The following is a 26,727-nucleotide window of genomic DNA, read 5'->3' as shown; positions in this document are numbered from 1 at the left end:
CGACCGCGAACGTTCGAGGGGCACGACATTCCGGAAATCCTGTTGTCCGGCGATCATAAAAAGATCGCAAAGTGGCGTCAGGAGAAACGGGAAGAGACGACGCGGGAGCGACGCCCAGACCTCTGGGAACAGCATCTCGCCAACTTACAGCTAAAGAGCAAATAAGCTCGGAGATAAGAACATGAACATCGTTCAGCAGCTCGCTGCAGAAGAAAAAGCCCGCCTGCTCGAAGGCAAGACCATTCCTGACTTCCAGCCGGGTGACACCCTGCGCGTGAACGTCCGCATTAAGGAAGGTGAGCGCGAGCGCATCCAGGCCTTCGAAGGCGTCTGCATCGCCCGTGACGGTGGCGGCATCAACGAGACCTTCACGGTCCGCAAGATTTCGTTCGGTGAAGGTGTGGAGCGTCGCTTCCCGATCCTGTCCCCGAACGTAGACTCGATCGAAGTCAAGCGTCGCGGCGTCGTCCGTCGCGCCAAGCTGTACTACCTGCGCGACCGTCGCGGTAAGTCGGCACGTATCGCCGAGCGTCAAACCGCTCGCAAGGTCGTCGTTCCGACCACCGGCGAAGGCTCGACCGAAGCTTAAGTTTAGCCCTCGGCTGAATATGAAAAACCCCGCTGCATCGCAGCGGGGTTTTTTATTGTCGCCGCCAGGGTCAGGCTTGCGGATCGCCCAGATCGCCAAGCTGGCTGTCGCTGAGCGGCGGGTGTTCCAGACCCCGTCGGACAATGTCGCGCGTCGTGGCCGAGAGGGCCGTATCGGCCACCGCTTTTTCGAACCGTTCCCTGACCTGTGCTTCGGCAGAGTGGGTCAGGGTGTAGATATTGTCCTGATTGCCCAGCAGGGCCTGTTTGAAACCGCTGAAAGCGCGCTGGGCCTTGGCGAGGATCGATCCGTTGTCTTCGGGCGATCCACCACGGTCGCGCACGGCGGCTTTGAGGGTTTCGGCCAGTTGCAGATGTTGCGAGGCGCGGCGGTCCAGCCATTGGCTGTGGCGCGGCTCTATGGCGTCGCGGGCGGCCTCGGCATAGCCGTCTGCGCAATCGATCAAGGCCTCGATCAGGCCGTTCAGAACCTTGATGTCGTGGGCGTTGGCACTCATGGCATACTCCGGAGACGGGCTGAAGTCGGTATGACTTCAACTCCCGTCGCCGGATAAAGGTTGCCCTACAGCTTGGTGCGCAGGGTCCACAGTTCGGGGAAACAACGGCGTTTCAGCGTGTCGACCAGATAGCCGACGCCGTCGGTGCCGCCCGTGCCCATCTTGCGGCCGATGATGCGTTCCACGGTCACCACATGCTTGTGGCGCCATGTCAGTAGGGCATCGTCCAGATCGACCAGCTTTTCGGCCAGTTGATACAGGGGCCACCATTTTTCGGTGTTACGATAGACTTCCAGCCACGCGGCCTCGACGCCTTCATGGGCTTCATACGAGGCGGAGACGTCGCGGTTCAGAACCTCGGCCGGAATGTCGAGGCCCGCCAGTGACATCTGGCGCAGGGCATCGTCATAGAGGCTGGGCGCATTCAGGGCTTCGACCAGCGCGGCGTGGGCCTGCGGGCGTTCGGCGTGGAAGCGCAGGAAGCGCGGGTCTTTGAGGCCCAGCATGGTTTCAAAGCGACGGAACTGGTCGCTCTGGAAACCCGAGGATGAACCAAGGTCGCCACGGAATTTTAGATAGTCGGCGGGCGTCATGGTGGCGAGAATGTCCCAGCTCTGGGTCATCACGGCCTGAATGCGGCTGACGCGGGCCAGCGACTTGTAGGCGGGGACCAGATCACCGGCACGGATCAGGCTTTGGGCCAGAGCGACCTCGTGCAGGATTTGCTTGAGCCACAACTCCTTGGTCTGGTGGATGATGACGAACAGCATTTCGTCATGCTGGTCACTGCGCGGATTCTGGGCCGACAGCAGGGTGTCCAGATCCAGATAGCCGGCATAGGTGATGCCTTGCGGTTCGTGGCGGGCGGTCTCGATAGCGTGACCGCGAATGTCGTCAGTGGGCGATGTCATGGGCGGAATATCGCCTGTTCGTGCGGCGAGAGCCAGAGCCTAGATGGTTATTGAGGTGCGGGTTTTTGCAAGTTGGCGTGCAGATCGTTGACCGTCATTAGGGCAGCCGAGCCGTAATAGCGGCTATATTCGACGACAAAGACGCCCGCCTCGACCGTGGGGTCGGTATCGACCCATTGGCGGGCCGTATCGATATCGGGCGTAGCCAGAATGAACAGGCCCCTGCGACCGTCTTCGCCCCCTAGTGGTCCGGCCAGTACCAGATGACCGGCATCGGCAAGGCGGGTCATATTGGCAAAATGGCCCGTAAACAGGGCGGCGCGTTGTTCGCGATCGGTGATCTCTGCGTCACGCGGGCCGGTCTTGAGTATGGCCAGCACATAGGGACGCATACCGCGTTCATCTGCCCCCAGCTTTTCGGCTAGAGCGGCATCATAGGCCGGTGTGGCGGGCGCGGCGTCCTGTGCTGTGGCCGACAGGGGTGCGGTGCCCAGAAGCAGGGTGCACAGTATCGCAAGGATAGAGGAACGGCTGGACATGGCAGGCTCCTGTAGCAAGGTCTGCACAATGCGCTTCATGCCGGAATGCGACAAGCGCTCGTCCGATATAACAACTGCAGATACAACAAGAGCCGGTGCGATATCCCGCACCGACTCTTGTTTGAAATCTGGGTGTTTGGCCTATTCGCCTGCGGTGTCTGTGACTGTCGCGGCGGCCTGTTGGCCGGCTGCCGAAGCCTCGGCGGCGCTTTGATAGATGAAGCCGTAGGTCGGGTATTCGGTGGTGCCCAGATAGTTGATCGGGTTGTACCAGACCTTGACGCGGCTCCAGTCGCCACTGCCGGACACATCGACGACGGTGACATTTTCTTCGACCTTGCCGCGGCTGCCGCCCCAGTTGGCATGGGTCACGCGAATGACGCGGTCGGTCAGAACATCGGAAACAACCGCGACGTGGCCTGCCTGCATCCGGCCATGCGGTTGGAAGACGAGCACCGATCCGGTGGCCGGTGCATCACCGGTGCGGAAACGGTCAACGGCTTGGCGCCACCAGGTCCAGGCATCGCCGAAGATCTGGATGCCCGAGAACATGCGCGCGAAGGTCACGCACTGCCAGTAAGGGTCTTTGGCTTCGACCTGCGCAGGGGCAAGCGTGAAGAAGCCGAGGGTTGCCGCGAGAGCGGCGGCAGTGAGCCGTTTCATGAACTGGCGTGCTCCGGACTTATTTAAGGTCTGTGGCGACAGTCCTAGAGTATGATCACCAATAGTTGAAGCTTTGTTTCAATCTGTATCCAAAAAATCCACAAAATCTGAGCACGATCTGGAGCCTATTGCGGTCCGCTTCGGCGCAAAAACTGGCGGGTAGGACGCTCGATCAGATGATGTACGAGCGCCGCGATAACGACCAGGCCAATAATAATCCCAAGCCAGATCAAAAGGTTGAATTGCTCGTCAGCAGTACCCGTCAGACGCGCCACCAGATTGGTGGAAACCATCAGCCACGGCGCGCAGCACATATAGATCGCATAGCTGATCTCTCCCGGCCACACCGCAGGGCGTGATGATAATAGCGGAATATGACGATCCGAAAGGCTGGCCAGTGCGACGATCAGGCTGCCACAGGACAGCACGGTCAAGGTGTCCGAGCCCAGCCATCCGGCGCTGAGCGCTACAAGGGCGACGGCGAGGCATGTGCCTGCAAGCGGATGACGCAATGGTCCTTGCCGATAGGCCAGATAAAGGGCGCACCCATAGGCAAAGCTTGGCACGATCCGCAAAGCACCCCAGTGGAAGGTCGCCTGCGTCAGTGAAAATCCGGCCCATACTGGAAACAGAAGATGCAGGGCGACCAGAAAATTGGAGGCCAGAAGGACGGCCAGCAGGGGTCTGTTGCGCAACCGCCATGCCGCAAAGGCATAGGCGGGGAAGGTCAGATAGGCGAACCACTCGGCGGAAATAGACCATGACGGATGGTTCCAGCCTGCCTCATGGGTGAAACCCCACGCGTGTACCATCAACAGGTTCGGCAGCAGGGTTTGCCAGTTCAGCACATTGTGGCTGATGGCGATGCCTGCGAAACCGGCCGCCAGACCCAGCGCCATGACGGCCAGAAGCGTGGCCAAGTGTAGCGGGTAAATGCGCGCCAACCGTGCGCGAATAAACGCCTTGTAGGAAAACTGTCCGGTGCCGAACCGCTCCAGATAGACGTGGCATAGAATAAAGCCGGACAGCACAAAGAACAGATCAACCCCCAGATAGCCCTTGGCGACCAGCAGAGGTGACAGCGCCGTGTCCAGATGCGGCCAGAAGCTGAACAGCACCACCCACAAGGCGGCGCAAAAACGTAGAGAGGTGAGCGGGCGCAGGTCTTTGGGGGCAGGAATCTGGATCATCTTGGTTCGCACGGACTGATGTGCAAGATTTCATGCAGTTACGGTGCCACCGGTATGCGGCGCTGGGCGTGATCCGGATTTGTCACTAATGTTTGCAAATATACATATCGGCCCGTTTGTTTGGGCAGGTCATAGTCCGGCATGAACCACGGGCGGATCATCGCCCTTTGCGGAGATAAAGATATGAGCTTTCTGGATGGCTTGATGGGCAAGGGCGGTGCAGGTGGTGCGGACGCTCTGGGCGGCGTGCAAGAACTGATTGAATCGCAAGGCGGTGTTCAGGGCCTGACCCAAAAACTGGGTGCAAGTGGCCTTGGCGATCTTGCCTCGTCGTGGATCGGCAAGGGCGGTAACCTGCCGATCTCGGCCGAACAGATCGAGGGCGTGCTGGGTTCGGGCCCTATCGGTGATTTTGCCAAGCGCCTCGGTGTATCGCCGCAACAGGCGGCCGGTATGGTCGCGATGGCCCTGCCGATGATTATCGACAAGCTGACGCCGGATGGCGATGCCGCCAATGCCAAGTCGGGCGTGGATGCCGGCGATTTGCTGGGCGGTCTGCTCGGCGGCGGTGGCGGGCTTGGTGGCCTGCTGGGCGGCATGCTGAAGAAGTAGTCAGCTCTCGGTGTCGTAGGTGACGCCGGTCAGATAAAGGCCGTCCGACGGTGCTACCGGTCCGCAGCGAATGCGGCTGGCGGCATCAAGGGCGGCCTTGAATTCTTCGGGGCTCCAGCGGCCTAGACCGACCTCGACCAGTGATCCGGTCATGGAGCGGACCTGACGGTGCAGGAAGCTGCGCGCTTCGAACACCAGATGCACTTCGTCGCACATGCGGGTCACACGCGCCACATCCATGCTCTTGATCGGGCTTTGGGCCTGACACTGGGCATCGCGGAAGGTGGTGAAGTCGTGCTGACCGAGCAGATGCTGGGCGGCAATATGCATCGCCTCGGCATCCAGTTCTTTCTTCACATGCCAGACGCGACCCTGATCCAGCGCCGGACGACCGGCGCGGTTAAGGATGCGATAAAGATACTTGCGGCCATTGGCGGTAAAGCGCGCATGCCAGTCATCGGACACTGGCACACAGTCCAGCACCGAAATAGCCTCGTCCATCATATGCGCGTTCATGGCATTCATGACGGTGCGGGCTGGCCAGTCCTTGTCCAGATCGACATGGCAGGTCTGGCCTGTGGCGTGAACACCCGTATCGGTGCGCCCTGCCGCAGCAATCCGCACAGCCTGACCCGAGAAAGCCTTGATGGCGTCCTCTAGCGCACCTTGAACGGTGGGTTGGTCCTTCTGGGCCTGAAAGCCGTTATAGGCCGAGCCGTCATATTCGACTGTGAAGCGGTAGCGAGGCATTAGTTCAGGATCGTATGCGTTGCGATCTTGAAACCGTTCAGAAGTTCGGCTGCCGACTGCTGGGCCTTGCCCGCACGCTGGACGCGGATCAGGCGCACCGCACCGGTTCCGCAGGCGATGGTCAGGTCCTGATCCAGCAATTCGCCCGCCTTGCCCGATCCCTCGACCACTTGCGATAGCAGGGCCTTGATGCGGACAGGCTCGCCATCGGCTTCGACCTCGAACCACGCACCGGGGAAGGGCGACAGGCCGCGAATGTGGCAATCGACTTCGGCGGCTGGGCGCGACCAGTCGATGCGCGCCTCGGCGGGGGTGATCTTTTTGGCATAGGTCGGCTCGCCGACCTGTTCGGCCTCGGTCGCCCCACCGCGCTCGATGGCAGCCAGAGCGCGGGGCCACAGGGCCGCGCCCGTATGGCTCATACGCTCGGTTAGGCTGGCTGCGGTATCGGTCGGATAGATGTCCATGACTTCGGACAGGATAATCGCGCCTTCGTCCAAACCTTCGCTCATGCGCATGATCTGGGCGGCGGTCTGTTTGTCACCGGCCATGATGGCGCGCTGGATCGGGGCGGCTCCGCGCCAGCGTGGCAGCAGCGAGCCGTGCAGGTTGAAACAGCCCAGACGCGGCGCTTCCAGCACTTCGGTTTTCAGAATCTGGCCATAAGCCACGACAACAGCCGCATCCAGATCCAGCGACCGGAACGTCACGATGGCTTCGTCGGATTTCATGCTTTCGGGCGTGAAGACCGGCAGGCCCATGGCCTCGGCAAAGGCGTGAACAGGAGAAGGGGTCAGCTTCTGGCCACGACCCTTGGGGCGCGGTGGCTGGGAATAGACGGCAACGATCTCGTGACCGGCAGCAATCAGCTCGGCCAGAGACGGCACGGCAAATTCGGGGGTTCCCATAAAGGCGAGGCGCATAGATGACTCCTTTGTCCGCACGATCATGTACGGACGCGCCCTGCCTTTAACGGAAGGTGCGGCTTACTGCCAGCGGGTGTGGGTCGAGCCGTCCAGATCCCACGCACCACCGGCGTCTAGGGCATCGTCAAAGTCCAGCAGACGATCCAGCAAAAGGCCGGCTACCACGCCGATGGCAGCGACGCCCAGAATCGTTGCCGCCGAGGCTACGCCGACCTTTTGGGCGCGGCTCATAGGGCGGCGGGTATGGACTTCACGACGTGGGCGACGGGACATCAGGCAGCCATCCTCTGGTGTTTTTTGACCTTGGTAACCGCACGGTCACGGCGCAGGCGCGACAGGTGGTCGATGAACAGAACGCCGTTCAGGTGATCCAGTTCGTGCTGGAAACAGACCGCATAGATGCCGTCGATTTCCTCTTCGATCTTTTCGCCCTGATAGTTCAGGTACGACACGCGAACGCGGGCCGGACGCTCAACCTCGTCATAATAGGACGGCACCGACAGGCAGCCTTCCTCGTAGGGCAGGGTTTCTTCCGACGCCCACAGAACCTCGGGGTTCACAAAGAAGCGCGGATTGCGGGCGGCCAGTTCGACTTCTTCGCCTTCCAGACCCTCGGCAATGTCCTTGTCGCCAAGGTCCATCACGACGATGCGTTCAAGCACGCCAATCTGCGGCGCGGCAAGGCCGATACCGGGGGCGTCGTACATGGTTTCCAGCATGTCATCCATGAGGGCGCGGTGCGCGTCAGTCACGCCGCCTTCGACCGGTTTTGCAACGGTCTTGAGGATGGCCAGATCGGCCGGAATGTCGATGGTCAGTATGCGTCGGATAGCCATGATCGGGAGGTAGGGTCTGTGGGGGCCAAGGTCAAGAAATGCGGAAACTTGGCCCGCTTATAACATAAAGGGTGTGGCGGAAGTGGCGCGGCCGTTTAGCCCTGTATTTCGGGCAAAACGCGCGGCTTGCGGTTTTCGTCGATGGCCACATAGGTGAAAATGCCTTCGGTCACGCGAACACTTTCCTGCTCGGCCTGACCACGGGCGCGTTTCCAGGCCTCGACATGAACGCGGATCGAGGTGCGGCCCGTATGGATGATGCGGGCATAGATGGTCACTTCGTCACCAATGGTCACCGGCTGGTGGAACACCATGCCGTCCAGCGCCACGGTGGCGCAGCGGCCACCGGCGCGCTCGAATGCAGGGGTCGCGCCGTGCAAGTCCATCTGGGCCAGCAGCCAGCCACCGAAGATGTCGCCGTCGGGATTGGTATCGGCGGGCATGGCGATGATGCGGCCATAGGGCTTGGTGGTCGGCAGGCTGGGGGGATTAATGGCGTCTGCGGTCATGGGGGTTTCCGTGAGGCTTTAAGGACTACCGTCCGATATTGCATTGCAACATGAGCGCGGATTGATCCGCAGGCAAATCACCTTGGGTATCGGCATGAAACGCTGCCTTGCCGCCAAGGTTGCCACATGCTTGATCGGGGAAATGAAAACAGCCCTCGTCTATCCGCTGGCCGCCATTGCCGAGATTGCAGGATGCTTTGCCTTCTGGGCATGGCTGAAACTGGATCGCTCGCCCGTATGGCTGGTGCCGGGGGGGGGGAGCCTGGTCGCCTTTGCGTGGCTGCTGACGCTGGTGCCGTCCGATGCGGCGGGGCGTGCGTTTGCCGCCTATGGCGGGGTCTATATCTGTGCGTCGCTGGTGTGGATGGGTGTGGTCGAAAAGACGACGCCCGACCGCTGGGATATTCTGGGCGGGGCTGTGTGCCTGCTCGGGGCGGCGATCATCCTGTTTGCGCCTAGAGGCTAGCCAGAAATGACGGCAATACCTCTGTGGCCGGACCATAGAGGTGTTCGTCAAACAGGTTGCGCCCGACGGTCGGTTCCAGATTGATCTCGACAGTTCGGGCCCCTGCATAGCGGGCCTGTTCAACAAAACCTGCGGCCGGATAGACATTGCCCGATGTGCCGATCGACAGAAAGATGTCGCAGCGGTCCAGCGCCTGCGTGATCTGGTCCATCTGCAGCGGCATTTCGCCAAACCAGACGATGTGCGGGCGCAAAACCCCCGCCGGATGGTGGGGTGATGGATGGCGCGGCTCAAGATCATCGGACCAGTCCATGACCGTATCGCTGGCGGTGCAGCGCACCTTCAAAAGTTCGCCATGCATGTGGATCAGCTCAAAGCCGTTCTTGGGGGTAATCGCAGCATGGGCGCGGTCGTGCAAATCATCGACATTTTGCGTGACCAGCAGAAACTCGCCCTCACAGCGGGCGGCCAGTTCGGCCAGCGCCAAATGGGCGGCATTTGGGGCAACCTTGGGCAGAAAGGCTCGGCGCTGGTTGTAGAAATCCTGCACCAGTGCCGGATTGGCGGCAAAGCCTTCGGGCGTGGCGACTTCCTCGACGCGATGGCCCTCCCACAGCCCGTCACTGGCGCGGAAAGTCGGCACGCCGCTTTCGGCGGATATTCCGGCACCGGTCAGGACGACGAGATTCATAGGTGGCCCCTAGGATAAATGCGCATGGATTCGCAGGCGTGATGGATTTACAGCGTTTGACTATGTTCTCGTTCTTATCCCGTCTGTCCGCAACGGCCTCGGTGGCTTTCGCGGCGCTCGCCTTACCGGCTGTGGCTATGGCCCAAACGCCGGTAGATCTGATTATCCGCGATGCCCGTGTGGTGGATGTAAAGACGGGGCAGGTCGCACCTGATCGCGCCGTCATTATTTCGGGCGATACGATTGTTGCGGTCATCGCCGATGACGATGTGGCCGCAGCCTATAGCGCTGCCAAAAGCGTGGATGTTGACGGGCGCTGGGTCATGCCGGGCCTGTGGGACAACCATGTCCATTTCGGCGGTGCCGGTTTCGAGGAAGAAAACGCCGACCTGATGCCGCTTTATGTCCTGAACGGCGTCACGGGTGTGCGCGATGCGGCAGGTGATCTGGCGCAGACGGTGCTCGACTGGCGTGCAGCACCCCCTCGCGCCATCGGCCCGAACTTGTTCACCTCCGGTCCCAAGATCGAGGGTATTGCGCCGGTGTGGAAGGGCGTGATCGAGACGGGCAGCGAGGCCGATGTGGATGCGGCGCTGGACCGTCTTCAGGCTCTGGGCGTGGATTTTGTGAAGATCACCGACAATACCCTGAAGCCCGAGCTGTTCTTGTATGCCGTGCGTGAGGCCAAGACGCGGGGCATGAAGACATCGGGCCACATCCCGATGAGCCTGACAGTTCTCGAGGCCGCAGAGGCTGGCCTGTCGACCATCGAGCATCTGAACTATCTGATGAAGGCGGGATCGCGCGACGAGGCGGCCATTTCGGCCGATTATCTTGCGGGCAAGTACAGCTATGCCCAGACCATGGCCCGCTATGCCGAAACCTTTGATCCTGCTGTGGCGCTGAGCGTCTATCGCCGTCTGGCGGAGCTGGGCGTGATGGCCTCTCCGACCCAGCATGGTTCGTCCACTCTGGCGTGGCTGGACCGTGACGATCACAGCCATGATCCCGAACTGGCCTATATCGGTCCGGGTATTCGCGGCACCTATGGCTGGCGGGTGGAGCGCGCCGCACAGGCGACGCCGGAAATGATCGCGGCCCGTCACTTTGTCGAGGCGACCACGCTCAAGACCTTGCCGATATTGCGCGAGGCGGGTGTACGGATTCTGGCGGGGACCGATGCGGGTTTCCTGAACTCGTTCAACTATCCGGGCTTTTCGCTGCATAGCGAGCTAGAGCTGTATGTGGCCAATGGCCTGACCCCGCGCGATGCGCTTGAAGCTTCGATTATCAACGGCCCTGCGTTGCTGGGTAAGTCGGACCGTTTTGGTGCTGTGGCCGAGGGTAAGGCTGCTGATCTGGTCGTGCTGGATGCCGACCCGCTGGTGGATGTTTCCAATACGCGCCGCATCAATACGGTGGTGCGTGCGGGGCGCGTGCTGGATCGTCCGGCGCTGGATGCTCTGGACGCCGATATCCGCGAACGGGTGAAGGCTCATGAGGCGGACATGGCATCTAAGCCAGCCAACTAAAGACTAGAGTGATCTTCTGGGGGCCGGTTGGCCCCCAGATTTTTTGGTCTCAAGGCTTTTTTGGAGCCAGTCGATCATGGCCCTCACGCGCGGCGGGACGTGGCGCGGATGGGGGTGGACAGCCCAGACGCCTTCGTCGGGCGGTCGGTGGCTGTCCAGCACCGGCACCAGATGCCCTGCCTTGAGGGCTTCGTTCACATAGAAGTCTGGAAGCTGGCACAGGCCCAGCCCTTGCAGGGCGGCATCCATGACGGCGGTGCCGGAGTTACAACGCCAGCGACTATGTGGTGTCAGGGTGATTTCGCGCCCGCCCTCGGTAAAGCGCCACTGGGGTGAGGATCCGGTCAGGGTGTCATGGCTGGCGATTTCCGACAGGTCGCGCGGGGCACCGCGCCGTTCCAGATAGTCGGGGCTGGCGCACAGGATAAGAGTGCGCGAGGCAAGTTTACGCGCCATCAGGCGCGAGTCTGTCAGGTGGCCAAAACGGATGGCCAGATCATAACCTTCGCCCACCATGTCGCGCAGGCGGTTATCCAGATCGAGGTCGATCCGCAGTTCGGGATATTGCCGCGCAAAGGCGTTGACGGCAGGGGCGATGAACCGTTCGCCGTAAGATACCGAACAGGTCATGCGTAACAGGCCGCGCGGGGCATGGTCGTCCGGCTGGATAGCGGCCAGTGCCTCGTCGCGCTCGTCAATCAGACGGCGACAGCGGGCAAGGAATTCGCGCCCTGCATCGGTCAGTTCAACCCGTCGCGTTGTTCGGTGGAGCAGGCGGGTTTGCAGCCGGTCCTCCAGCCGCGCGATCTCGCGACTGACGGCAGAGGTGGATAGGCCCAGCCTCTTGGACGCGCCAGAAAAGCTGGCCTGCTCGGCCACAGCCGTAAACTCGTCGATACCGTCCCATCTGCTCATGGGGATGTTGCAGCAGGATTGTTGCGTCACTGCAATAATGTTTTGCGGTTGTCGCAGTATCCCCAATGCCAAACGCAGCGTAAAACAACGCACAACGCCTGCCACTTGATCGGTAATCCCCTCAAGCAGCGAGCCCCCGCGGGGCGAGCGATAGGGGCCTCCGGAGGACACTAAAAATGAAAACCCGCGCCGCCGTTGCGTTTGAAGCCAAACGTCCGCTTGAGATTGTCGAAGTCGATCTGGAAGGTCCGCGCTGGGGCGAGGTCCTCGTCGAGATCAAGGCCACGGGCGTTTGCCACACCGATGCCTATACGCTGGATGGCCTGGATTCCGAGGGCCTGTTCCCGTCGATCCTTGGCCACGAAGGCGCGGGCGTCGTCGTCGAGGTCGGCCCGGGCGTGACCTCGGTTGAAGTCGGCGATCACGTCATCCCGCTTTACACGCCCGAATGCCGCCAGTGTAAGTCGTGCCTGTCGCGCAAGACCAATCTGTGCACCTCGATCCGCAGCACTCAGGGCAAGGGCATGATGCCGGACGGCACCTCGCGCTTCTCCTATAAGGGCCAGACGATTCACCACTATATGGGCTGCTCGACCTTCTCGAACTATACGGTGCTGCCGGAAATCGCGCTGGCGAAAATCCGTAAGGACGCCCCGTTCGACAAGGCCTGCTATGTCGGTTGCGGCGTGACCACGGGCGTCGGTGCGGTGACCAACACCGCCAAGGTGACGCCGGGTTCGAACTGCGTGGTCTTTGGCCTCGGCGGTATCGGCCTGAACGTCATTCAGGGCCTGAAGATGGTCGGTGCCGACAAGATCATCGGCGTGGACATCAATAACGACAAGGAAGAGTGGGGCCGTCGCTTCGGCATGACGGACTTCATCAATCCGAAGAATGTCTCGGATGTTGTGGCCGAGGTCGTGCGTCTGACCGACGGTGGTGCGGACTATACGTTCGACTGCACCGGCAATACCGAGGTCATGCGTCAGGCACTGGAATCCTGCCATCGCGGCTGGGGTGAAAGCATCATCATCGGCGTCGCCGAGGCCGGTAAGGAGATCGCCACTCGCCCGTTCCAACTGGTCACGGGCCGCGTCTGGAAGGGTTCGGCCTTCGGTGGTGCGCGCGGTCGTACCGACACGCCAAAGATTGTCGACTGGTACATGGACGGCAAGATCGAGATCGATCCGATGATCACCCACACCTTCGGTCTGGAAGACATCAACAAGGCGTTCGACCTGATGCACGAAGGCAAGTCGATCCGTTCGGTCATCGTCTTCTAAATCGGCTCTTCCAAGGCTGGTTGTCAAAAGCAACTGACCGTGGCTAGTCTTCCCTCAATAACAAAGAGGGAAGACTGCCATGTTCACGCACATCACACTGGGTGCCAACGACGTCGAGGCATCGCGCAAATTCTATGATGCCGTCTTTGCGACCCTCGGTGTCGCGGCGGCGACGGCCGATCCGATGGGGCGCTACTGGTGGCGAACGTCGCGCGGCGCCTTTGCGGTCGGTAAGCCGATCGACGGCGAGGTGGCCTGTCATGCCAATGGCGGTACCATCGGTTTTGCAGCCCCGAACGCCGAGGCTGTCGAGGCCTTTGCCAAGGCCGGCGTAGAGGCGGGCGGCACCGCTATTGAAGATCCGGCAGGACCACGCACCACCCCGTTTGGAGTGATGCATCTGGCCTATTTGCGCGATCCGTCGGGCAACAAGGTCTGTGCGGTGTTCCGCGAAGCCTGACGCAGCCTTGAGAGGGAAGGGGCCGCCAAGGCGGGATATACTGTGCTAGGCTGCCCTTCCCCCATTTTCTCGTAAGGCAGAGTTTCGTGGCTTCACTGTTGTTTCGTCGCTGTTCGCTGATGCTGGCGGCTGTATCGGTTCTGGCGCTGGGCGCGTGCGGGCGACCGCAGGACAAGCCTGTAGCGCCGCCGTCTGAGGCGGCGGGCACCATCTGGCTGAACGAGGGTGTGGTCCTGTACATGCCCGATCAGGTCATGAAGGCACGCATCAAGGTCGAGGACCTGTCGCCTTATATGCGGGTTGTCGAGACAGCGGCCAAAACCGTGATCGAAGCCCAGTCGGACCAAAAGGGCACGTCGGGCATGCTGTTGCTGGGCCTGCGCCCGAACGGTCAGACCAAGGCCTGGGTCGTAACGGGCGAGCCGCCGATGGCGCAGCCGGTCGCCGATGCCATGATAGCCGCTGCCGAGGCTGTGCCTGCACCGCCGGTGAGCGAGGGGACCGTTCTGGTCGGCATCCAGTTTCATGCCTTTGGTGGCGGCACTGCGCCGGTCAGTTCCGGCCCGCCCATCCCGCGTGACTGGTATTCGCATTTCTCCAAACATGGCGGTCTTCTGGATGATGACCTGATGGAGAAGGTCTGGCCTCAACACGCTACCGAGAAAGTTGCTCCGTAATGGAAACCGTCAAGTCCCACGCTGTTCACGGCGGTACGCTGCGCTATCTCAAGCATGACAGCCAGACCACCGGCACCTCGATGACGCTGTCGGTGTTTGTCCCTGCGGGCACGGGTCCGTTTCCAGTTTTGTACTGGTTGTCGGGTCTGACCTGCACCGAAGACAATTTCACCACCAAGGCGGGGGCCTATAAGGCGGCTGCCGAACATGGTGTGATCATTGTTGCCCCAGACACCTCGCCCAGAGGCCCGGGATTGGGTGGCGAGGGCGTCGCCGATGACGAGGCCTATGATCTGGGTCAGGGCGCGGGCTTTTATGTCGATGCCACGCAAAGTCCGTGGGCACCCCATTTCAAAATGGAGTCCTATGTCACGGCTGAGTTGATCGAAAAGGTCGAGGCGCAGTTTCCTGCCAATGGCCTGCGCGGTATTTCCGGTCACTCCATGGGCGGACACGGCGCGCTGACTCTGGCGCTGAAATATCCGCACCTGTTCAAGTCGGTATCGGCCTTTGCGCCGATTTCGTCGCCCAGCCGTGTGCCGTGGGGCGAAAAGGCGTTCACGGCCTATCTGGGCGATGACCGCACAGAATGGGCCAAACATGATGCGGCCCTGCTGATCGAGGCGGGCGCGGCCAAGGGCCATTATGACGACATTCTGGTCGATCAGGGCGATGCCGACAGCTTCCTTGAAAACCAGCTCAAGCCTGAACTTCTTCAGGCCGCTGCCGACAAGGCGGGCCAGAAGATCACGGTGCGTATGCAACCGGCCTATGACCATTCCTATTTCTTCATGGCCAGCTTCATGGACGACCATGTGGCGTTCCACGCCGCACGCCTGAAGAGCTGAAGGTCGGGCTGTTGCCCGCGCACGGACAGTGGTAGGAGGACGTTATGAACCGTCTCGATCCTTATGAACCGATGTTTTCCGCCCTCTGCACCGAGCTGGGCTATTGCCTGCACGAAAAAGGTCAGGTGAAGGTCGTCGATGCCCTGCCCAACGGGCTGGACGCCGCCGTGCGTGCGGTACTTCAGGCCGAAGGCCACTATGAGCCTGCCGCTTCGGGTGACCTGAAGCGTGGCATCCGCGAGTGCATCAAGGCCAATCTTCCGGCCTGATCTGCCTTCGGGTGATATAAAATTCTCTGAAAGGCCCCGTACGTCTTGCGTGCGGGGCCTTTCTCCATACTGTCGCCTAACCGTGATTTTCAGGGAGAGTTTGCGGATGGATCGTCGTCGTCTTCTTCAGAGTTTTGCTGCCGGTGCTGCGCTGACGGCGCTTCCGGCAGGCAGCGCCTTTGCCCGTGGAGCCGACGGGACAGCCACAGCGGCCTTCCACGCCTTGCTGGACAAAATCTCGCAGGACATGTTGCTGACCGATCCCGAATTCCTGACCATGCTGGGTATGGATCGCGGCCCTAATGCCGATGCCCGCTATCGTCTGGGCAGCCGTTCGCAAGCCAAGATCGATGCGGACAAGGTCAAGTTCACCAGCGCCATGCAGGACCTGAAGCGGATTGACCGTGGTCAGCTGGCGGACGGTGACAAGGTCTATTACGACACGCTGGAATTCTTTGGCGACACGACGATGACCGGCTACGGCTTTGCCTATGGCGGTGGCTTCTCGCCGTCGCCCTATACGGTCAGCCAGCTGGGCGGGGCCTATCAGCAGGTGCCGGACTTCCTCGACAGCCAGCACCGCATCGAGAGTGCCGACGATGCCGAGGCCTATCTGTCGCGCCTGTCGGCCTTTGCCGTGGCCATGGACGAAGAGCGGGCCCGCATGGCGGCAGACTATGCCGCAGGGGCCATCCCGCCCGACTTCGTTATCGACCGCACCCTGACCCAGATGCAGGCACTGGGCGGCACGGCTGCCGCCGATTCCGTGATGGTACAATCGCTGGTGCGCCGTGCCGGTGAAAAGGGGCTGGCCGGTGAATGGGGCCCGCGCGCCGCAGCTATTTTGGAAAACGAAGTCTATCCGGCGCTTGGGCGTCAGGTTGAGGCTCTGCAGGCCGTGCGACCCAATGCGGTGCATGACGGTGGCGTCTGGCGTCTGAAGGACGGCGAGGCCTATTACCGCTACGGTCTGCAATACTACACCACCTCGTCGATGACGCCGGATGAAGTGCACCAGATGGGTCTGGAGCAGGTGGCCGAGATTTCGGCCCGCGCCGATAGCTTGCTCAAAGCGCAAGGCCTGACGCAGGGATCGGTCGGTGAACGTATCGGCGCGCTGGGTAAGGATCCGCGCTTTGTCTATCCGAATACGGACGAGGCCAAGGAAGAGCTGCTCACTGAACTGAATGTGCAGATGGAGGCTATTATGGCCCGCATGCCGGAATATTTCGGCCGTCTGCCCAAGTCACCGTGTGAAATCCGCCGCGTGCCCAAGGCCATCGAGGCAGGCGCACCGGGGGGCTATTATATGTCGCCGGCGCTGGATGGCTCGCGTCCGGGGGCCTATTATATCAATCTGCGCGATACGGCTGAATGGCCCAAATGGACCCTGCCGACCCTGACCTATCACGAGGCGGTTCCGGGGCACCACTTCCAGATTGCCCTGCAGCAGGAACGTGCCGAGACGCCGTTGCTGATGAAAATCCTCGGCTTCTCGGCCTATTCGGAAGGCTGGGGTCTGTATTCCGAACAACTGGCCGATGAAATCGGTGTCTATGAAAACGACCCGTTCGGCCAGATTGGCTACCTGCAATCGCTGATGTTCCGTGCTGCGCGTCTGGTGGTCGACAGCGGCCTGCACCACAAGCGTTGGAGCCGCGAACAGGGCATCCGCTACATGGTGGATACGCTGGGCGATCAGGAATCCAGCGTGGCCACCGAGGTCGAACGCTATTGCGTCTGGCCGGGTCAGGCGTCCAGCTACAAGGTGGGTCACACCACATGGGTGCGCTTGCGTGAAGAAGCCAAGGCGCGTCTGGGCGCACGCTTTGACATCAAGGGTTTCCATGATCGCGGGCTGGACCTCGGCGGCGTGCCGCTGACGGTTCTCGAGCGCGAGATGCGTGCCTGGACACCGCAGTCCTGATTTTATCGTAACAGTATCAAGAAGAGGGCGTGCCATGCACGGCCCTCTTCATCGTTGGGGGAGTTTTACATGATTGATCGTCGTCGGGTTTTGATGGGCGCTGCGGCTGTGGCTGCTGCTGCACCGTCTCTGGTTCAGGCCGCTACGGCTTTGAACGATGCGGATGCGCGTCTGAATGCCTTGCTGGATGGCTGGTTCGAGGCCGATGTGGACGAGGCACCTGAACGGGCCACCAATCTGGGTCTGGACAAGGGGGCCCGTGCGCCCCTGTCATATAAGCTGAGCGATGGCGGTCTGGCCGCCCGTGACGCCGACCGCGCCAAGGCGATCAACCGCTGGAACGCTCTCAAGGCCTTTGACAAGACTGGTCTGTCCGAAGCCGGTAGCCTCAACTACGCCATTGCTGCATTTGGTCGCGAGACCTCGGCCGAAACGGCTCGTTTTGATTATGGCTCGGGCCCTGGCCGTCCGTCCCCTTATGTGGTGGCGCAGTTGTCGGGCGACTATTATTCCCTGCCGGACTTCCTCGAAAACCAGCACCGTTTTGACGACAAGGACGGGGCTGACGGCTTCCTGTCGCGTCTCGAAGCCTTTGCCGGTCGCGTACAGGGCGAGACGGAGATGATCCGTGCCGACGCCGCCAAGGGCGTGATCGCGCCTGACTTCATCATCGACCGTACCTTGCCGCAGATCCGCACCCTGCGCGATATGGCCGCCGGTGACTGGTCGATGATCAAGACCGTAGGCCGCAAGGAAGGGGATCTGGGCCTGTCCGGTTATGCCGACCGCGCCAAGGCCATTCTGGATGGTCAGGTGAAACCGGCTCTGGCCCGTCAGATCGAGGCTCTGGAAGCTTTGCGCCCGCAAGCGGTCCATGATGCCGGTGTGTGGCGTCTGCCCGATGGCGAGGCCTTCTATGCCAACGGCCTGCGCTCCAACACCACGACGACCATGACAGCAGACGAAATCCACCAGATGGGCCGCGAACAGGTCGCCCAGATCAGTGCCGAGCTGGATCAGGTCCTCAAGTCGCAAGGCTATACCCAAGGCACTGTGGGCGAGCGCGTCCATGCGCTGAACACCGACCCGAACCAGCTGTTCGCCAATACGGACGAGGGCAAGGCCGAGCTGCTGAAATGGCTGAACGACCAGATCGCCCAGTTGGAGCCGCGCCTGCCGCAATATTTCGGTCGCCTGCCGAAAACCCATGTCGAGGTTCGCCGCGTGCCGGTGTCGATCCAGTCGGGTGCACCGGGTGGCTATTACCAAGGGCCGCCGCTGGATGGCTCGCGTCCGGGGGTCTATTATATCAACCTGCGCGACAGCGGGAACTGGCCGCGCTTTGCCCTGCCGACCTTGACCTATCATGAGGCTTCGCCGGGCCACCACCTGCAGGTCGCCCTGCAACGCGAGGCGGGCGAGTTGCCGCAATGGCGCCGCGCGGGTGGCTTCTCGGCCTTTAACGAAGGCTGGGCGCTGTATGCCGAACAGGTCGCCGCCAATGATATGGATGCCTATGCGTCCTATCCGCTGGGCCGTGCGGGCTTCCTGATGTCCTATCTGTTCCGCGCCGTGCGTCTGGTGGTCGATACCGGTATCCACGCCAAGCGCTGGAGCCGCGAGGATGCCGTGGAATATATGGTCGCCTCGGGGGCCAAGCCGCGCGATGCCGCCAATAGCGAGATCAACCGCTATAGCGTCTGGCCGGGTCAGGCCTGTGCCTACAAGGTCGGCCATACGGTGATTGCGCGTCTGCGTGCCGAGGCGCAACTCAAGGCCGACTTCAATATCCGCGATTTCCACGACAAGGTGCTGCTCAGTGGCTCCATGCCTTTGGCGGTGCTGGAACAGCGTCTGCGCAGCTAAGCTGTGCATTCAAGGAAAAGGCCGGAAGCAGTGCTTCCGGCCTTTTTGCCTTATGAGGCCGTCTTCCATGTCGAGGGCCAGATGTCCCACGACATGCCCATGCATTCGAACATGGCGATCTCGTCCTTCAGGGCGAAGGTTTCGCCGGTCCAGACCCACACGCCCATGCGTCCGCAGTCGCCGATGCCACGGCCCTTGCCAAAGGCACCCATGGTGCGGCTTTCAGGGTCATAGGAGCTGTTGACCAGAGTATCTTCGGTGCTGGAAGCGGTCGGGAAGATGACCTGGCGCGGCGTAGAGCCATCATTGCGGGTGATGAAATAGGCGTACGAGATATTATACGCGCCCGCCCCGCACGGAACCTCCCACAGCAACTGGTCGTGCCCCAGACGTTTCACCGAAGCACTCTCGCCGGAATCCGGCATAAACTCGGACCGGCAGTCCTTTACTGCCGACATGCTGGCCAGCGCCTTGGGCAATGAAGCCGCATCGGGCAGTTTGGTCTGGGCGATGGCAGGGGCCGCCGTCAGGCGAGGCGGTGCAGGCGCGACCGGAACCTCGCTGGCGGGTTTGTCGCCCTTGCGGATAAGGGCGGTGGTTGTGCCAAGCCGCCCCTGACGCTCGTCAATCCACAGGAAGGCCGCCGCTGCCCCCGACAGGGTGACAGGGATGCTTTCCTTGCCCGAATGGATGCGCATGTCGCGTCCTTGCGACAGCGCCCGCAGCAATTGGTCAGAAGCGCGATCAATGCTCAGCACCGAGTTTTCCAGTTCGGTCGCGGTGTTATGCCCCGTATAGGTCTGTCCATCGATGCTGGCTGTGAAGGGGCCGTTCCCGTTGCCCAGCGTCCAGCTGGCCAGTTGGACACTGGCGCGCGCGGCAGGACCGGCGGCGATCTCGACCATCACAAAGCCGTTGTCGTCCTCGGCCGGACCAAAGGCGGCACAGTTGTTGACGTTGTCGCAAACGGCCGTCCACTCGCGAAACTCTTTGGTTTCGCTTTTAAAAGTCGCTGGCGGAGCCGTCTGCGCCGCCGTGGCGACCGCTGGGGTGGCCGATGCAGCGGCATCGGGTGCCGGCGCATCCGTCGAGGGTTTTTCGCCCGTGCAGGCCCCCAAAAGGGCCAGTGCCGCAGCGCTGGTCGTCAGAAGTCGGGCGATATGCATAGGGGCTCCTCCAGTTCCAGATAAACTAGAGCGGCGTTCTTTCAGGCGATCAAGCGGGGCTATAAGACAAAAATCTTGCGCCGGATTGCTTTGCGTTGCGCCACGGGAGGGCTATATCGCCCCCAACGTAATTTTTAGCGCTAAGAGGACCAAGCATGGCCAAGATCAAGGTCGCCAATCCCATCGTGGACATCGACGGCGACGAAATGACCCGCATCATCTGGCAGTGGATCAAGGACAAGCTGGTCTTCCCTTACCTTGATCTGGAGCTGGACTATTACGATCTGGGCATGGAAAGCCGTGACGCCACGGACGACCAGATCACCATCGACGCAGCTCACGCCATCCAGAAGCACGGCGTTGGCGTCAAATGCGCCACCATCACGCCGGACGAAGCCCGCGTGGCCGAGTTTGGCCTAAAGAAAATGTGGAAGTCGCCGAACGGCACCATCCGCAACATCCTCGGCGGCGTTGTCTTCCGCGAGCCGATCATCTGCTCGAACGTTCCGCGTCTGGTTCCGGGTTGGACCCAGCCGATCGTGGTTGGCCGTCACGCCTTTGGTGACCAGTACAAGGCCACCGACTTCCTGTTCCCGGGCAAGGGTACGCTGTCGATCAAGTTCGTCGGTGAAGACGGCGAAGTGATCGAGCACGAAGTTTACAAGGCACCGTCGGCTGGTGTGGCCATGGGCATGTACAACATCGACTCGTCGATCCGTGACTTTGCTCACGCCTCGTTCAGCTACGGCCTGGCTCGTAACTATCCGGTCTATCTGTCGACCAAGAACACCATCCTGAAAGCCTATGACGGCCGCTTCAAGGACATCTTCCAGGAAGTCTTCGACGCTGACTATGCCGAAGAGTTCAAGGCCCGCGGCCTGACCTACGAGCACCGTCTGATCGACGACATGGTGGCTGCTGCCATCAAGTGGTCGGGCGGTTTCGTCTGGGCGTGCAAGAACTATGACGGCGACGTGCAGTCGGACATCGTGGCTCAAGGCTTCGGCTCGCTGGGCCTGATGACCTCGGTCCTGATGACCCCGGACGGCAAGATCATGGAAACCGAAGCTGCACACGGCACGGTGACCCGCCACTTCCGTCAGCACCAGAAGGGTGAAGCGACCTCGACCAACTCGATCGCTTCGATCTTCGCATGGTCGGCCGGCTTCAAACACCGCGCCAAGCTGGACGATAACGGTGCACTGCTCGAGTTCGCCGAGACGCTGGAACGCGTCGTGGTCGAAACCGTCGAGTCGGGCTTCATGACCAAGGATCTGGCCCTGCTGGTCGGTGACCAACAGTCGTGGCTGACCACCGAAGGCTTCCTGGACAAGGTCTCGGAAAACCTGAAGGCTGCTCTGCCGGGCATCGGCTAAGCTCAAGCAGCGAGGCCCCGCGGGCCTCGCGCTAGCGAACTAAAAATGAAAAGCCCGCCGGATACGTCCGGCGGGCTTTGTATTTAGTTGCAGTCATATTGATAAGTAGAGACGGCAGATTCAAAATCGCTTTGCGCAGATCGGAGCCTACGGAACTCGCTGCTGCAATCATCTTGTCCTCTGCTATTTGAAACGCAGGATGTGTAACGCCTCATTTGAGTTGAAATGTCGCTAATAGCTGAGTTGTAGCTATCGACGGCGTAATCACATGATTGGTCGTTCCGCGAAGAACTAGCACCGCCTGAAATCATAACGCTGGAGGCGAAGAGAAAAAGAATTCTTAAAGCTGGCATTTGGGGCATCTTCGATATTTTGTCATGCAAACCGTATTCTTGTCTGCAAGTGTTAAAAAAGCCCGCCTCGGATGAGGCGGGCTTTTCTGTTTAGGTCTGAGACCTGATCCTTAGATCTTGGCCTTGATGGCGGCGAGGCCTTCTTCGGCCTTGGAGGCGTCCGGTGCGCCGCCTTGGGCGAAGTCCGGCTTGCCGCCTGCACCCTTGCCGCCCATGGCGATCACGGCGTCGCGGGCGAGGTCGGCAGAGTTATACTTGCCGACTAGATCAGGGGTAATGGTGACGGTGATGGCAGCCTTGCCATCGGTGACACCGACCAGAGCCACGATGCCCGAGCCAAGCTGCTTCTTGAAGTCTTCGGCCACGCCGCGCAGGCCCTTGCCGTCAACACCGTCGAGAACGCGGGCAATGACCTTCACGCCGTTGATCTCTTCCGGAGCGGACGAGGCACCGCCGCCGCCGAGCGCCAGTTGCTTCTTGAGATCGGCAACCTGCTTTTCGAGCGACTTGCGTTCAGCCGTCAGAGCTTCGACGCGAGCCGGAACGTCCTGCGTCGGAATCTTGAAGGTCTGGGCCAGATTGCGGGTGATGTTGGCCTGATCCAGCAGGTACTGACGGGCGGCTTCGCCGGTCAGGGCCTCGATACGACGCACGCCAGCGGCCACGCCGCCTTCGGACACGATCTTGAACAGGGCAATGTCGCCGGTGCGGGCGACGTGGGTGCCGCCGCACAGTTCGACCGAGTAAGCTTTGCCCGCTTCGGTCAGCGATTCACCGAGCGTCAGTACGCGGACCTCGTCGCCATACTTCTCGCCGAACAGGGCGATAGCACCGGCTTCGATAGCGGCTTCAGGGTTCATCAGTTCGGTACGCGCCGGAACGTTCTGGCGAATGACCGCATTCACCTCGTCCTCGATGCGGGCGATTTCCTCTTCGGTCACCGGCGCATTGTGGCTGAAGTCAAAGCGCATGCGTTCATGGTCCACCATCTGGCCCTTCTGGGCGATGTGTGGGCCAAGCACGTTCTTGAGTGCGGTGTGCAAGAGGTGGGCACCCGAGTGGTTGGCCCGGGTGGTCAGGCGCTGGTCAGGATTGACGTGCAACTGAACCTTGGTGCCGTTCTTCAGTTCACCCGACAGGACTTCGATCTGGTGCGCATACAGGTCACCACCCGCGTGTTTTTGCACGTCGATGACGCGGCCGTTGCCGCCCGCCCATTCGGCTGTGCCCTGATCGCCATTCTGGCCGCCGCCTTCACCGTAGAACGGGGTGGCGTCGAACAGAACCTCGGCGGTCTGGCCTGCCGACAAGGTGTCGGTTTGGCTGCCGTCGGCCACGATGGCCACAACCGTGCCTTCACCGTCGGTATTGTCGTAACCGGTGAACTTGGTAGCACCCAGACGGTCGCGGATGGACAGCCACTCGCCCGCATTGGCGGTCTGGCCCGAGCCCTTCCAGTTGGCCTTGCCGCGCTGGCGCTGTTCCGACATTTCGGCTTCGAAGCCGTCATTATCGACGGACAGGCCGCGACGACGGGCTTCGTCCTGCGTCAGGTCCAGCGGGAAGCCGTAGGTGTCATACAGGGTAAAGGCGGTGAGGCCCGAAATGACGCCGCCTTCGGATAGGTCCTTGGTGGCTTCGTCCAGCAGGCCCATGCCGCGACCCAGCGTGGTGCGGAAACGGATTTCTTCCTGCTTGAGGGTGTCCTCGATGAAGGCTTGGGCGCGGCCCAGTTCCGGATAGGCTTCGCCCATCTCGGTGACCAGTGCCGGAACCAGACGGTGCATCAGCGGGTCTTGCGCACCAAGAAGGTGGGCGTGGCGCATGGCGCGGCGCATGATGCGGCGCAGCACATAGCCACGGCCTTCGTTCGACGGCGTCACGCCATCGGCGATCAGGAAGGACGACGAACGCAGGTGGTCGGCGATCACGCGGTGGCTGGCGGCGAACTCGCCATTGGCGCTGGTATTGGTGGCGTCTTCCGAAGCGGCGATCAGGTGACGGAACAGATCGACTTCATAGTTGGAATGCACGCCCTGAAGCACAGCGGCGATACGTTCCAGACCCATGCCGGTATCGACCGACTTTTTCGGCAGTTCGCGAACGATCTCGTCGTTCTCTTTTTCGAACTGCATGAAGACGTTGTTCCAGATCTCGACGAAGCGGTCACCGTCTTCATCGGGCGAACCCGGAGGGCCACCGGCAATGTGGTCGCCATGGTCCCAGAAGATTTCGGTGCACGGACCGCACGGGCCGTTCTCGCCCATCGACCAGAAATTGTCGGCGGTCGGGATGCGGATAATCTTGTCATCCGAGAAGCCGGTGATCTTTTTCCAGATCGCAGCAGCCTCGTGGTCATCATGATAGACGGTGACCAGCAGGCGTTTGGCATCCAGACCGTATTCTTTGGTCAGCAGGCCCCACGCGCTCTCGATGGCGTGTTCCTTGAAATAGTCGCCGAACGAGAAGTTGCCCAGCATTTCAAAGAAGGTGTGGTGACGTGCGGTATAGCCGACGTTGTCCAGATCGTTGTGCTTGCCGCCGGCGCGCACGCATTTCTGCGACGAGGTTGCACGCGGATAGGGCGGGGTCGCTGCACCCGTGAAATAGTCCTTGAACGGCACCATGCCCGCATTGACGAACAGCAGGGTCGGGTCGTTTTGCGGCACCAGCGGCGCGGAGTGAACCTTCTCGTGGCCATCGGCGGCGAAGTAGTCGAGGAAGGTAGAACGTATCTGCTTCAGGCTGGTCATGGTGCGATCGGACTTCAGTGTGGCGGGTGGGCAAAGGGGCCGGACGGCCACCTTCGCAAGATATATCAGTGCGTCATATAGGGTTTTAGGGGGCAGTGCATCAATTGCGGCCCGCTATCGACGGGGTTTTTCGCGGACGCGAGACGGCGAGGTCTAGGCCAGCTTGTGCGGCGCGACGATTACACCATCGGCATCGGCATACAGCCAGTCATCGGGACGGAAGATAATACCGCCAAAGCTGGTCGGAATGTCGATCTCGCCAAGGGCTTCGCGGTCGGCGCGCAGCGGGCAGGTGCCGATGGCCTTGATGCCGATATCCATGGTGTCGATCACGGCGGTGTCGCGGATGGCGGCATTGACGACAATACCGGCCCAGCCGTTGTCGATGGCCAGCTTGGCCAGATTGTCACCGACCAGCGCCCGCTTCAGGGATGTGCCGCCATTGACGACCAGTACACGGCCGCGCCCTGGCCCTTCGAGGGTGGAGCGCACAAGGGCATTATCGTCCAGCACGCTGAGGGTGCGGATAGGGCCGCTAAAGGCTTTGCGACGGCCAAAGCTGCGAAACACGGTCTGGCACACGCGCACGATATCGGTGTGGGCATCGCACAGGTCGGCAGTGGCAAAATCGGTCATGGAGGTCTCGCTTCGGGAAGATGCTGCGGACCGTGCCGTTTTCCGGCGGTGAGGAAAAGGCCGCGGCCGTGTTATGGCAAAAAAAAGTGGCCCACCGTTGTGATCGGGGGGCCCTTCTCCATCCTGCCACCCGACGGGGTCGGTAGGCGGGTCGCCGAGGGAGGGCGGAGACTTTGTGCCGAGATTTGTGGGGGGTCTTAACCTTCGAGGTCCTGACCTTCGTCCGGTTCCGGAGCGCCCAGCATGTCGTCGGCAATTTTCGAGGTCGAAGCCCGCACGGCCTTTTCGATGGCATTGGCCATGTCGGGATTGTTCTTGAGGAATTCCTTGGCGTTCTCGCGGCCCTGACCGATGCGGGTCGAGTCATACGAGAACCACGAACCGGACTTCTCGACGATGTTGGCCTTGACGCCCAGATCGATGATCTCGCCGATCTTGGAGATGCCCTCGCCATACATGATGTCGAAGATCACTTCGCGGAACGGCGGGGCCACCTTGTTCTTGACCACCTTGACGCGGGTGGTGTTGCCGACCACTTCGTCACGGTTCTTGATCGAGGCCGTGCGGCGGATATCCAGACGCACCGAGGCGTAGAATTTCAGCGCATTGCCGCCCGTGGTAGTTTCCGGCGAGCCATACATCACGCCGATCTTGTGACGGATCTGGTTGATGAACAGCACGATGCAGTTGGACTTGGAGATCGAGGCCGTCAGCTTGCGCAGGGCTTGTGACATCAGACGCGCTTGCAGGCCCGGTAGGCTGTCGCCCATCTCGCCTTCGATTTCGGCGCGCGGGGTCAGGGCGGCAACCGAGTCGATGACCACGATGTCTACCGCGCCCGAACGCACGAGGGTATCGACGATTTCCAGCGCCTGTTCGCCCGTATCGGGTTGCGACACCAGAAGGTCGTCCAGATTGACGCCCAGCTTTTGGGCATAGACCGGATCAAGTGCGTGTTCGGCATCCACGAAGGCCGCAACGCCGCCGGATTTCTGGACTTCGGCCACGGTGTGCAAGGCGAGCGTCGTCTTGCCCGAAGATTCAGGACCGAACACTTCGATGACGCGGCCGCGCGGCAAGCCGCCGATGCCCAAGGCCATGTCGAGGCCGAGCGAGCCGGTCGAGACGCTGGCGATTTCCGCCACCACGCCGCCCTTGCCCAGTTTCATCACCGAACCCTTACCGAACGCACGGTCGATCTGGGCGATAGCTGCCTCTAGGGCGCGTTGTTTATCGGAGTCTGCCTTAGCCACTAATTTCAATGCCGCCTGTGTCATTGGTTTGATCTCTCCCATGCCATGATTCATGGCATTTTCCCGTAGGACGTTGGGAGAGACCCGCCAGGACCCGCTCCCTCGATGTGGATATCAGTACATGGTTTGTTCTGGTTCACAAGATGTTCTCATCGAAATATGAGAACAAAATAACAACGAACGACCGATATTGACGTATTGCCTTCGTGCCACC

At 61.1% G+C, this 26,727-nt stretch carries 28 protein-coding genes and 1 pseudogene; 13 read left to right on the top strand and 16 right to left on the bottom strand.

Annotated features, from left to right (window positions below; translation table 11 throughout):
• Both RSB01_RS08085 and rplS read left to right on the top strand, forming a co-directional pair.
• Window positions 1-165: pseudogene (locus RSB01_RS08085) on the top strand (tRNA (guanosine(37)-N1)-methyltransferase TrmD); the annotation flags it as partial.
• Between the two features lie 16 nt (window positions 166-181).
• The gene (rplS, locus tag RSB01_RS08080; RefSeq protein ID WP_167178502.1) at window positions 182-589 is read left to right on the top strand and encodes a 50S ribosomal protein L19; all 408 of its coding nucleotides are present in this window, start codon (window positions 182-184) and stop codon (window positions 587-589) included.
• A 70-nt stretch (window positions 590-659) separates the two neighbouring features.
• On the opposite strand, the gene RSB01_RS08075 is transcribed toward rplS, so the two are convergent.
• From RSB01_RS08075 to RSB01_RS08055, 5 genes are all read right to left on the bottom strand, one after another.
• A complete protein-coding gene (locus tag RSB01_RS08075; protein WP_332590674.1) occupies window positions 660-1,106 on the bottom strand; it encodes a PA2169 family four-helix-bundle protein in 447 nt (148 codons plus the stop codon).
• Between the two features lie 65 nt (window positions 1,107-1,171).
• Window positions 1,172-2,017, bottom strand: a complete 846-nt coding sequence (locus RSB01_RS08070) for a tryptophan 2,3-dioxygenase (RefSeq protein ID WP_332590675.1) — start codon at window positions 2,015-2,017, stop codon at window positions 1,172-1,174.
• Between the two features lie 47 nt (window positions 2,018-2,064).
• Window positions 2,065-2,610, bottom strand: a complete 546-nt coding sequence (locus tag RSB01_RS08065) for a YciI family protein (protein WP_332625274.1) — start codon at window positions 2,608-2,610, stop codon at window positions 2,065-2,067.
• An 87-nt stretch (window positions 2,611-2,697) separates the two neighbouring features.
• A complete protein-coding gene (locus RSB01_RS08060) occupies window positions 2,698-3,219 on the bottom strand; it encodes a CHAP domain-containing protein (RefSeq protein ID WP_332590677.1) in 522 nt (173 codons plus the stop codon).
• Window positions 3,220-3,344: 125 nt separating this feature from the next.
• Window positions 3,345-4,409, bottom strand: coding sequence for an acyltransferase (locus RSB01_RS08055; protein WP_332590678.1), 1,065 nt, complete (start codon window positions 4,407-4,409; stop codon window positions 3,345-3,347).
• Window positions 4,410-4,592: 183 nt separating this feature from the next.
• On the opposite strand from RSB01_RS08055, the gene RSB01_RS08050 reads away from it, so the two are divergent.
• A complete protein-coding gene (locus RSB01_RS08050; protein WP_332590679.1) occupies window positions 4,593-5,021 on the top strand; it encodes a YidB family protein in 429 nt (142 codons plus the stop codon).
• Here RSB01_RS08050 and truA read toward each other — a convergent pair whose 3' ends face one another.
• The 5 genes from truA to RSB01_RS08025 all read right to left on the bottom strand — a co-directional run bounded on the left by truA (window position 5,022) and on the right by RSB01_RS08025 (window position 8,042).
• Window positions 5,022-5,771 carry a tRNA pseudouridine(38-40) synthase TruA gene (gene truA, locus RSB01_RS08045; RefSeq protein ID WP_332590680.1) on the bottom strand — a complete coding sequence of 250 codons (750 nt, stop codon included), beginning with the start codon at window positions 5,769-5,771 and terminating at the stop codon, window positions 5,022-5,024. It lies immediately after the preceding gene.
• A complete protein-coding gene (gene fmt, locus RSB01_RS08040; RefSeq protein ID WP_332590681.1) occupies window positions 5,771-6,694 on the bottom strand; it encodes a methionyl-tRNA formyltransferase in 924 nt (307 codons plus the stop codon). Before fmt ends, truA begins: the two co-directional genes overlap by 1 nt.
• 63 nt (window positions 6,695-6,757) lie before the next feature.
• Window positions 6,758-6,970 carry a hypothetical protein gene (locus RSB01_RS08035; RefSeq protein WP_332590682.1) on the bottom strand — a complete coding sequence of 71 codons (213 nt, stop codon included), beginning with the start codon at window positions 6,968-6,970 and terminating at the stop codon, window positions 6,758-6,760.
• A complete protein-coding gene (def, locus tag RSB01_RS08030) occupies window positions 6,970-7,533 on the bottom strand; it encodes a peptide deformylase (protein WP_332590683.1) in 564 nt (187 codons plus the stop codon). The genes RSB01_RS08035 and def overlap by 1 nt, the downstream gene beginning before the upstream one ends.
• 95 nt (window positions 7,534-7,628) lie before the next feature.
• Window positions 7,629-8,042 (bottom strand): acyl-CoA thioesterase, encoded by a 414-nt coding sequence (locus RSB01_RS08025; protein ID WP_332590684.1) that lies wholly within the window; start codon window positions 8,040-8,042, stop codon window positions 7,629-7,631.
• Window positions 8,043-8,184: 142 nt separating this feature from the next.
• Here RSB01_RS08025 and RSB01_RS08020 point away from each other — a divergent pair, with 142 nt between their 5' ends.
• Window positions 8,185-8,508 carry a YnfA family protein gene (locus RSB01_RS08020; protein ID WP_332590685.1) on the top strand — a complete coding sequence of 108 codons (324 nt, stop codon included), beginning with the start codon at window positions 8,185-8,187 and terminating at the stop codon, window positions 8,506-8,508.
• On the opposite strand, the gene cobB is transcribed toward RSB01_RS08020, so the two are convergent.
• The gene (gene cobB, locus RSB01_RS08015; RefSeq protein WP_332590686.1) at window positions 8,498-9,199 is read right to left on the bottom strand and encodes a Sir2 family NAD+-dependent deacetylase; all 702 of its coding nucleotides are present in this window, start codon (window positions 9,197-9,199) and stop codon (window positions 8,498-8,500) included. The two genes, RSB01_RS08020 and cobB, sit on opposite strands and share 11 nt — an antisense overlap.
• Window positions 9,200-9,261: 62 nt before the next feature.
• On the opposite strand from cobB, the gene RSB01_RS08010 reads away from it, so the two are divergent.
• Window positions 9,262-10,731: an amidohydrolase family protein gene (locus tag RSB01_RS08010; protein ID WP_332590687.1), complete on the top strand. Its 1,470-nt coding sequence runs from the start codon at window positions 9,262-9,264 to the stop codon at window positions 10,729-10,731.
• A gap of 3 nt (window positions 10,732-10,734) precedes the next feature.
• Here RSB01_RS08010 and RSB01_RS08005 read toward each other — a convergent pair whose 3' ends face one another.
• Window positions 10,735-11,646, bottom strand: coding sequence for a LysR family transcriptional regulator (locus RSB01_RS08005; RefSeq protein WP_332619370.1), 912 nt, complete (start codon window positions 11,644-11,646; stop codon window positions 10,735-10,737).
• A gap of 176 nt (window positions 11,647-11,822) precedes the next feature.
• Between RSB01_RS08005 and RSB01_RS08000 the strand changes: the two genes are divergently transcribed.
• The 7 genes from RSB01_RS08000 (at window position 11,823) to RSB01_RS07970 (ending at window position 18,976) form a co-directional block, all read left to right on the top strand.
• Window positions 11,823-12,929: an S-(hydroxymethyl)glutathione dehydrogenase/class III alcohol dehydrogenase gene (locus RSB01_RS08000; RefSeq protein ID WP_332590103.1), complete on the top strand. Its 1,107-nt coding sequence runs from the start codon at window positions 11,823-11,825 to the stop codon at window positions 12,927-12,929.
• Between the two features lie 79 nt (window positions 12,930-13,008).
• Window positions 13,009-13,389 carry a VOC family protein gene (locus RSB01_RS07995; protein ID WP_332590104.1) on the top strand — a complete coding sequence of 127 codons (381 nt, stop codon included), beginning with the start codon at window positions 13,009-13,011 and terminating at the stop codon, window positions 13,387-13,389.
• Between the two features lie 86 nt (window positions 13,390-13,475).
• Window positions 13,476-14,066 (top strand): hypothetical protein, encoded by a 591-nt coding sequence (locus tag RSB01_RS07990; RefSeq protein ID WP_332590105.1) that lies wholly within the window; start codon window positions 13,476-13,478, stop codon window positions 14,064-14,066.
• A complete protein-coding gene (fghA, locus tag RSB01_RS07985) occupies window positions 14,066-14,914 on the top strand; it encodes an S-formylglutathione hydrolase (RefSeq protein ID WP_332590106.1) in 849 nt (282 codons plus the stop codon). Before RSB01_RS07990 ends, fghA begins: the two co-directional genes overlap by 1 nt.
• A 44-nt stretch (window positions 14,915-14,958) precedes the next feature.
• The gene (locus tag RSB01_RS07980) at window positions 14,959-15,183 is read left to right on the top strand and encodes a hypothetical protein (RefSeq protein WP_332590107.1); all 225 of its coding nucleotides are present in this window, start codon (window positions 14,959-14,961) and stop codon (window positions 15,181-15,183) included.
• 106 nt (window positions 15,184-15,289) lie between these two features.
• On the top strand, window positions 15,290-17,110 hold the full coding sequence (locus tag RSB01_RS07975; RefSeq protein ID WP_332590108.1) for a DUF885 family protein: 1,821 nt from the start codon (window positions 15,290-15,292) through the stop codon (window positions 17,108-17,110).
• Window positions 17,111-17,179: 69 nt separating this feature from the next.
• The gene (locus tag RSB01_RS07970; protein WP_332590109.1) at window positions 17,180-18,976 is read left to right on the top strand and encodes a DUF885 family protein; all 1,797 of its coding nucleotides are present in this window, start codon (window positions 17,180-17,182) and stop codon (window positions 18,974-18,976) included.
• A gap of 50 nt (window positions 18,977-19,026) precedes the next feature.
• On the opposite strand, the gene RSB01_RS07965 is transcribed toward RSB01_RS07970, so the two are convergent.
• On the bottom strand, window positions 19,027-20,142 hold the full coding sequence (locus RSB01_RS07965) for a DUF1176 domain-containing protein (protein ID WP_332590110.1): 1,116 nt from the start codon (window positions 20,140-20,142) through the stop codon (window positions 19,027-19,029).
• Between the two features lie 155 nt (window positions 20,143-20,297).
• Here RSB01_RS07965 and RSB01_RS07960 point away from each other — a divergent pair, with 155 nt between their 5' ends.
• Window positions 20,298-21,518, top strand: a complete 1,221-nt coding sequence (locus RSB01_RS07960; RefSeq protein ID WP_332619733.1) for an NADP-dependent isocitrate dehydrogenase — start codon at window positions 20,298-20,300, stop codon at window positions 21,516-21,518.
• 463 nt (window positions 21,519-21,981) lie between these two features.
• Here the strand turns inward: RSB01_RS07960 and alaS are convergent, their stop codons facing one another.
• From alaS to recA, 3 genes are all read right to left on the bottom strand, one after another.
• Window positions 21,982-24,624, bottom strand: coding sequence for an alanine--tRNA ligase (alaS, locus tag RSB01_RS07955; RefSeq protein ID WP_332619735.1), 2,643 nt, complete (start codon window positions 24,622-24,624; stop codon window positions 21,982-21,984).
• A gap of 153 nt (window positions 24,625-24,777) precedes the next feature.
• A complete protein-coding gene (rraA, locus tag RSB01_RS07950) occupies window positions 24,778-25,260 on the bottom strand; it encodes a ribonuclease E activity regulator RraA (protein WP_332590113.1) in 483 nt (160 codons plus the stop codon).
• Between the two features lie 197 nt (window positions 25,261-25,457).
• Window positions 25,458-26,537, bottom strand: a complete 1,080-nt coding sequence (gene recA / locus RSB01_RS07945; protein ID WP_332590118.1) for a recombinase RecA — start codon at window positions 26,535-26,537, stop codon at window positions 25,458-25,460.
• Between the last annotated feature and the right edge of the window lie 190 nt (window positions 26,538-26,727).

It is taken from the genome of Brevundimonas sp. (assembly GCF_036659295.1).
Classification (GTDB): Bacteria; Pseudomonadota; Alphaproteobacteria; order Caulobacterales; family Caulobacteraceae; genus Brevundimonas.
Note: the sequence above shows the minus strand (reverse complement) of the source record. Positions and strands in the feature narration are given on the sequence as shown.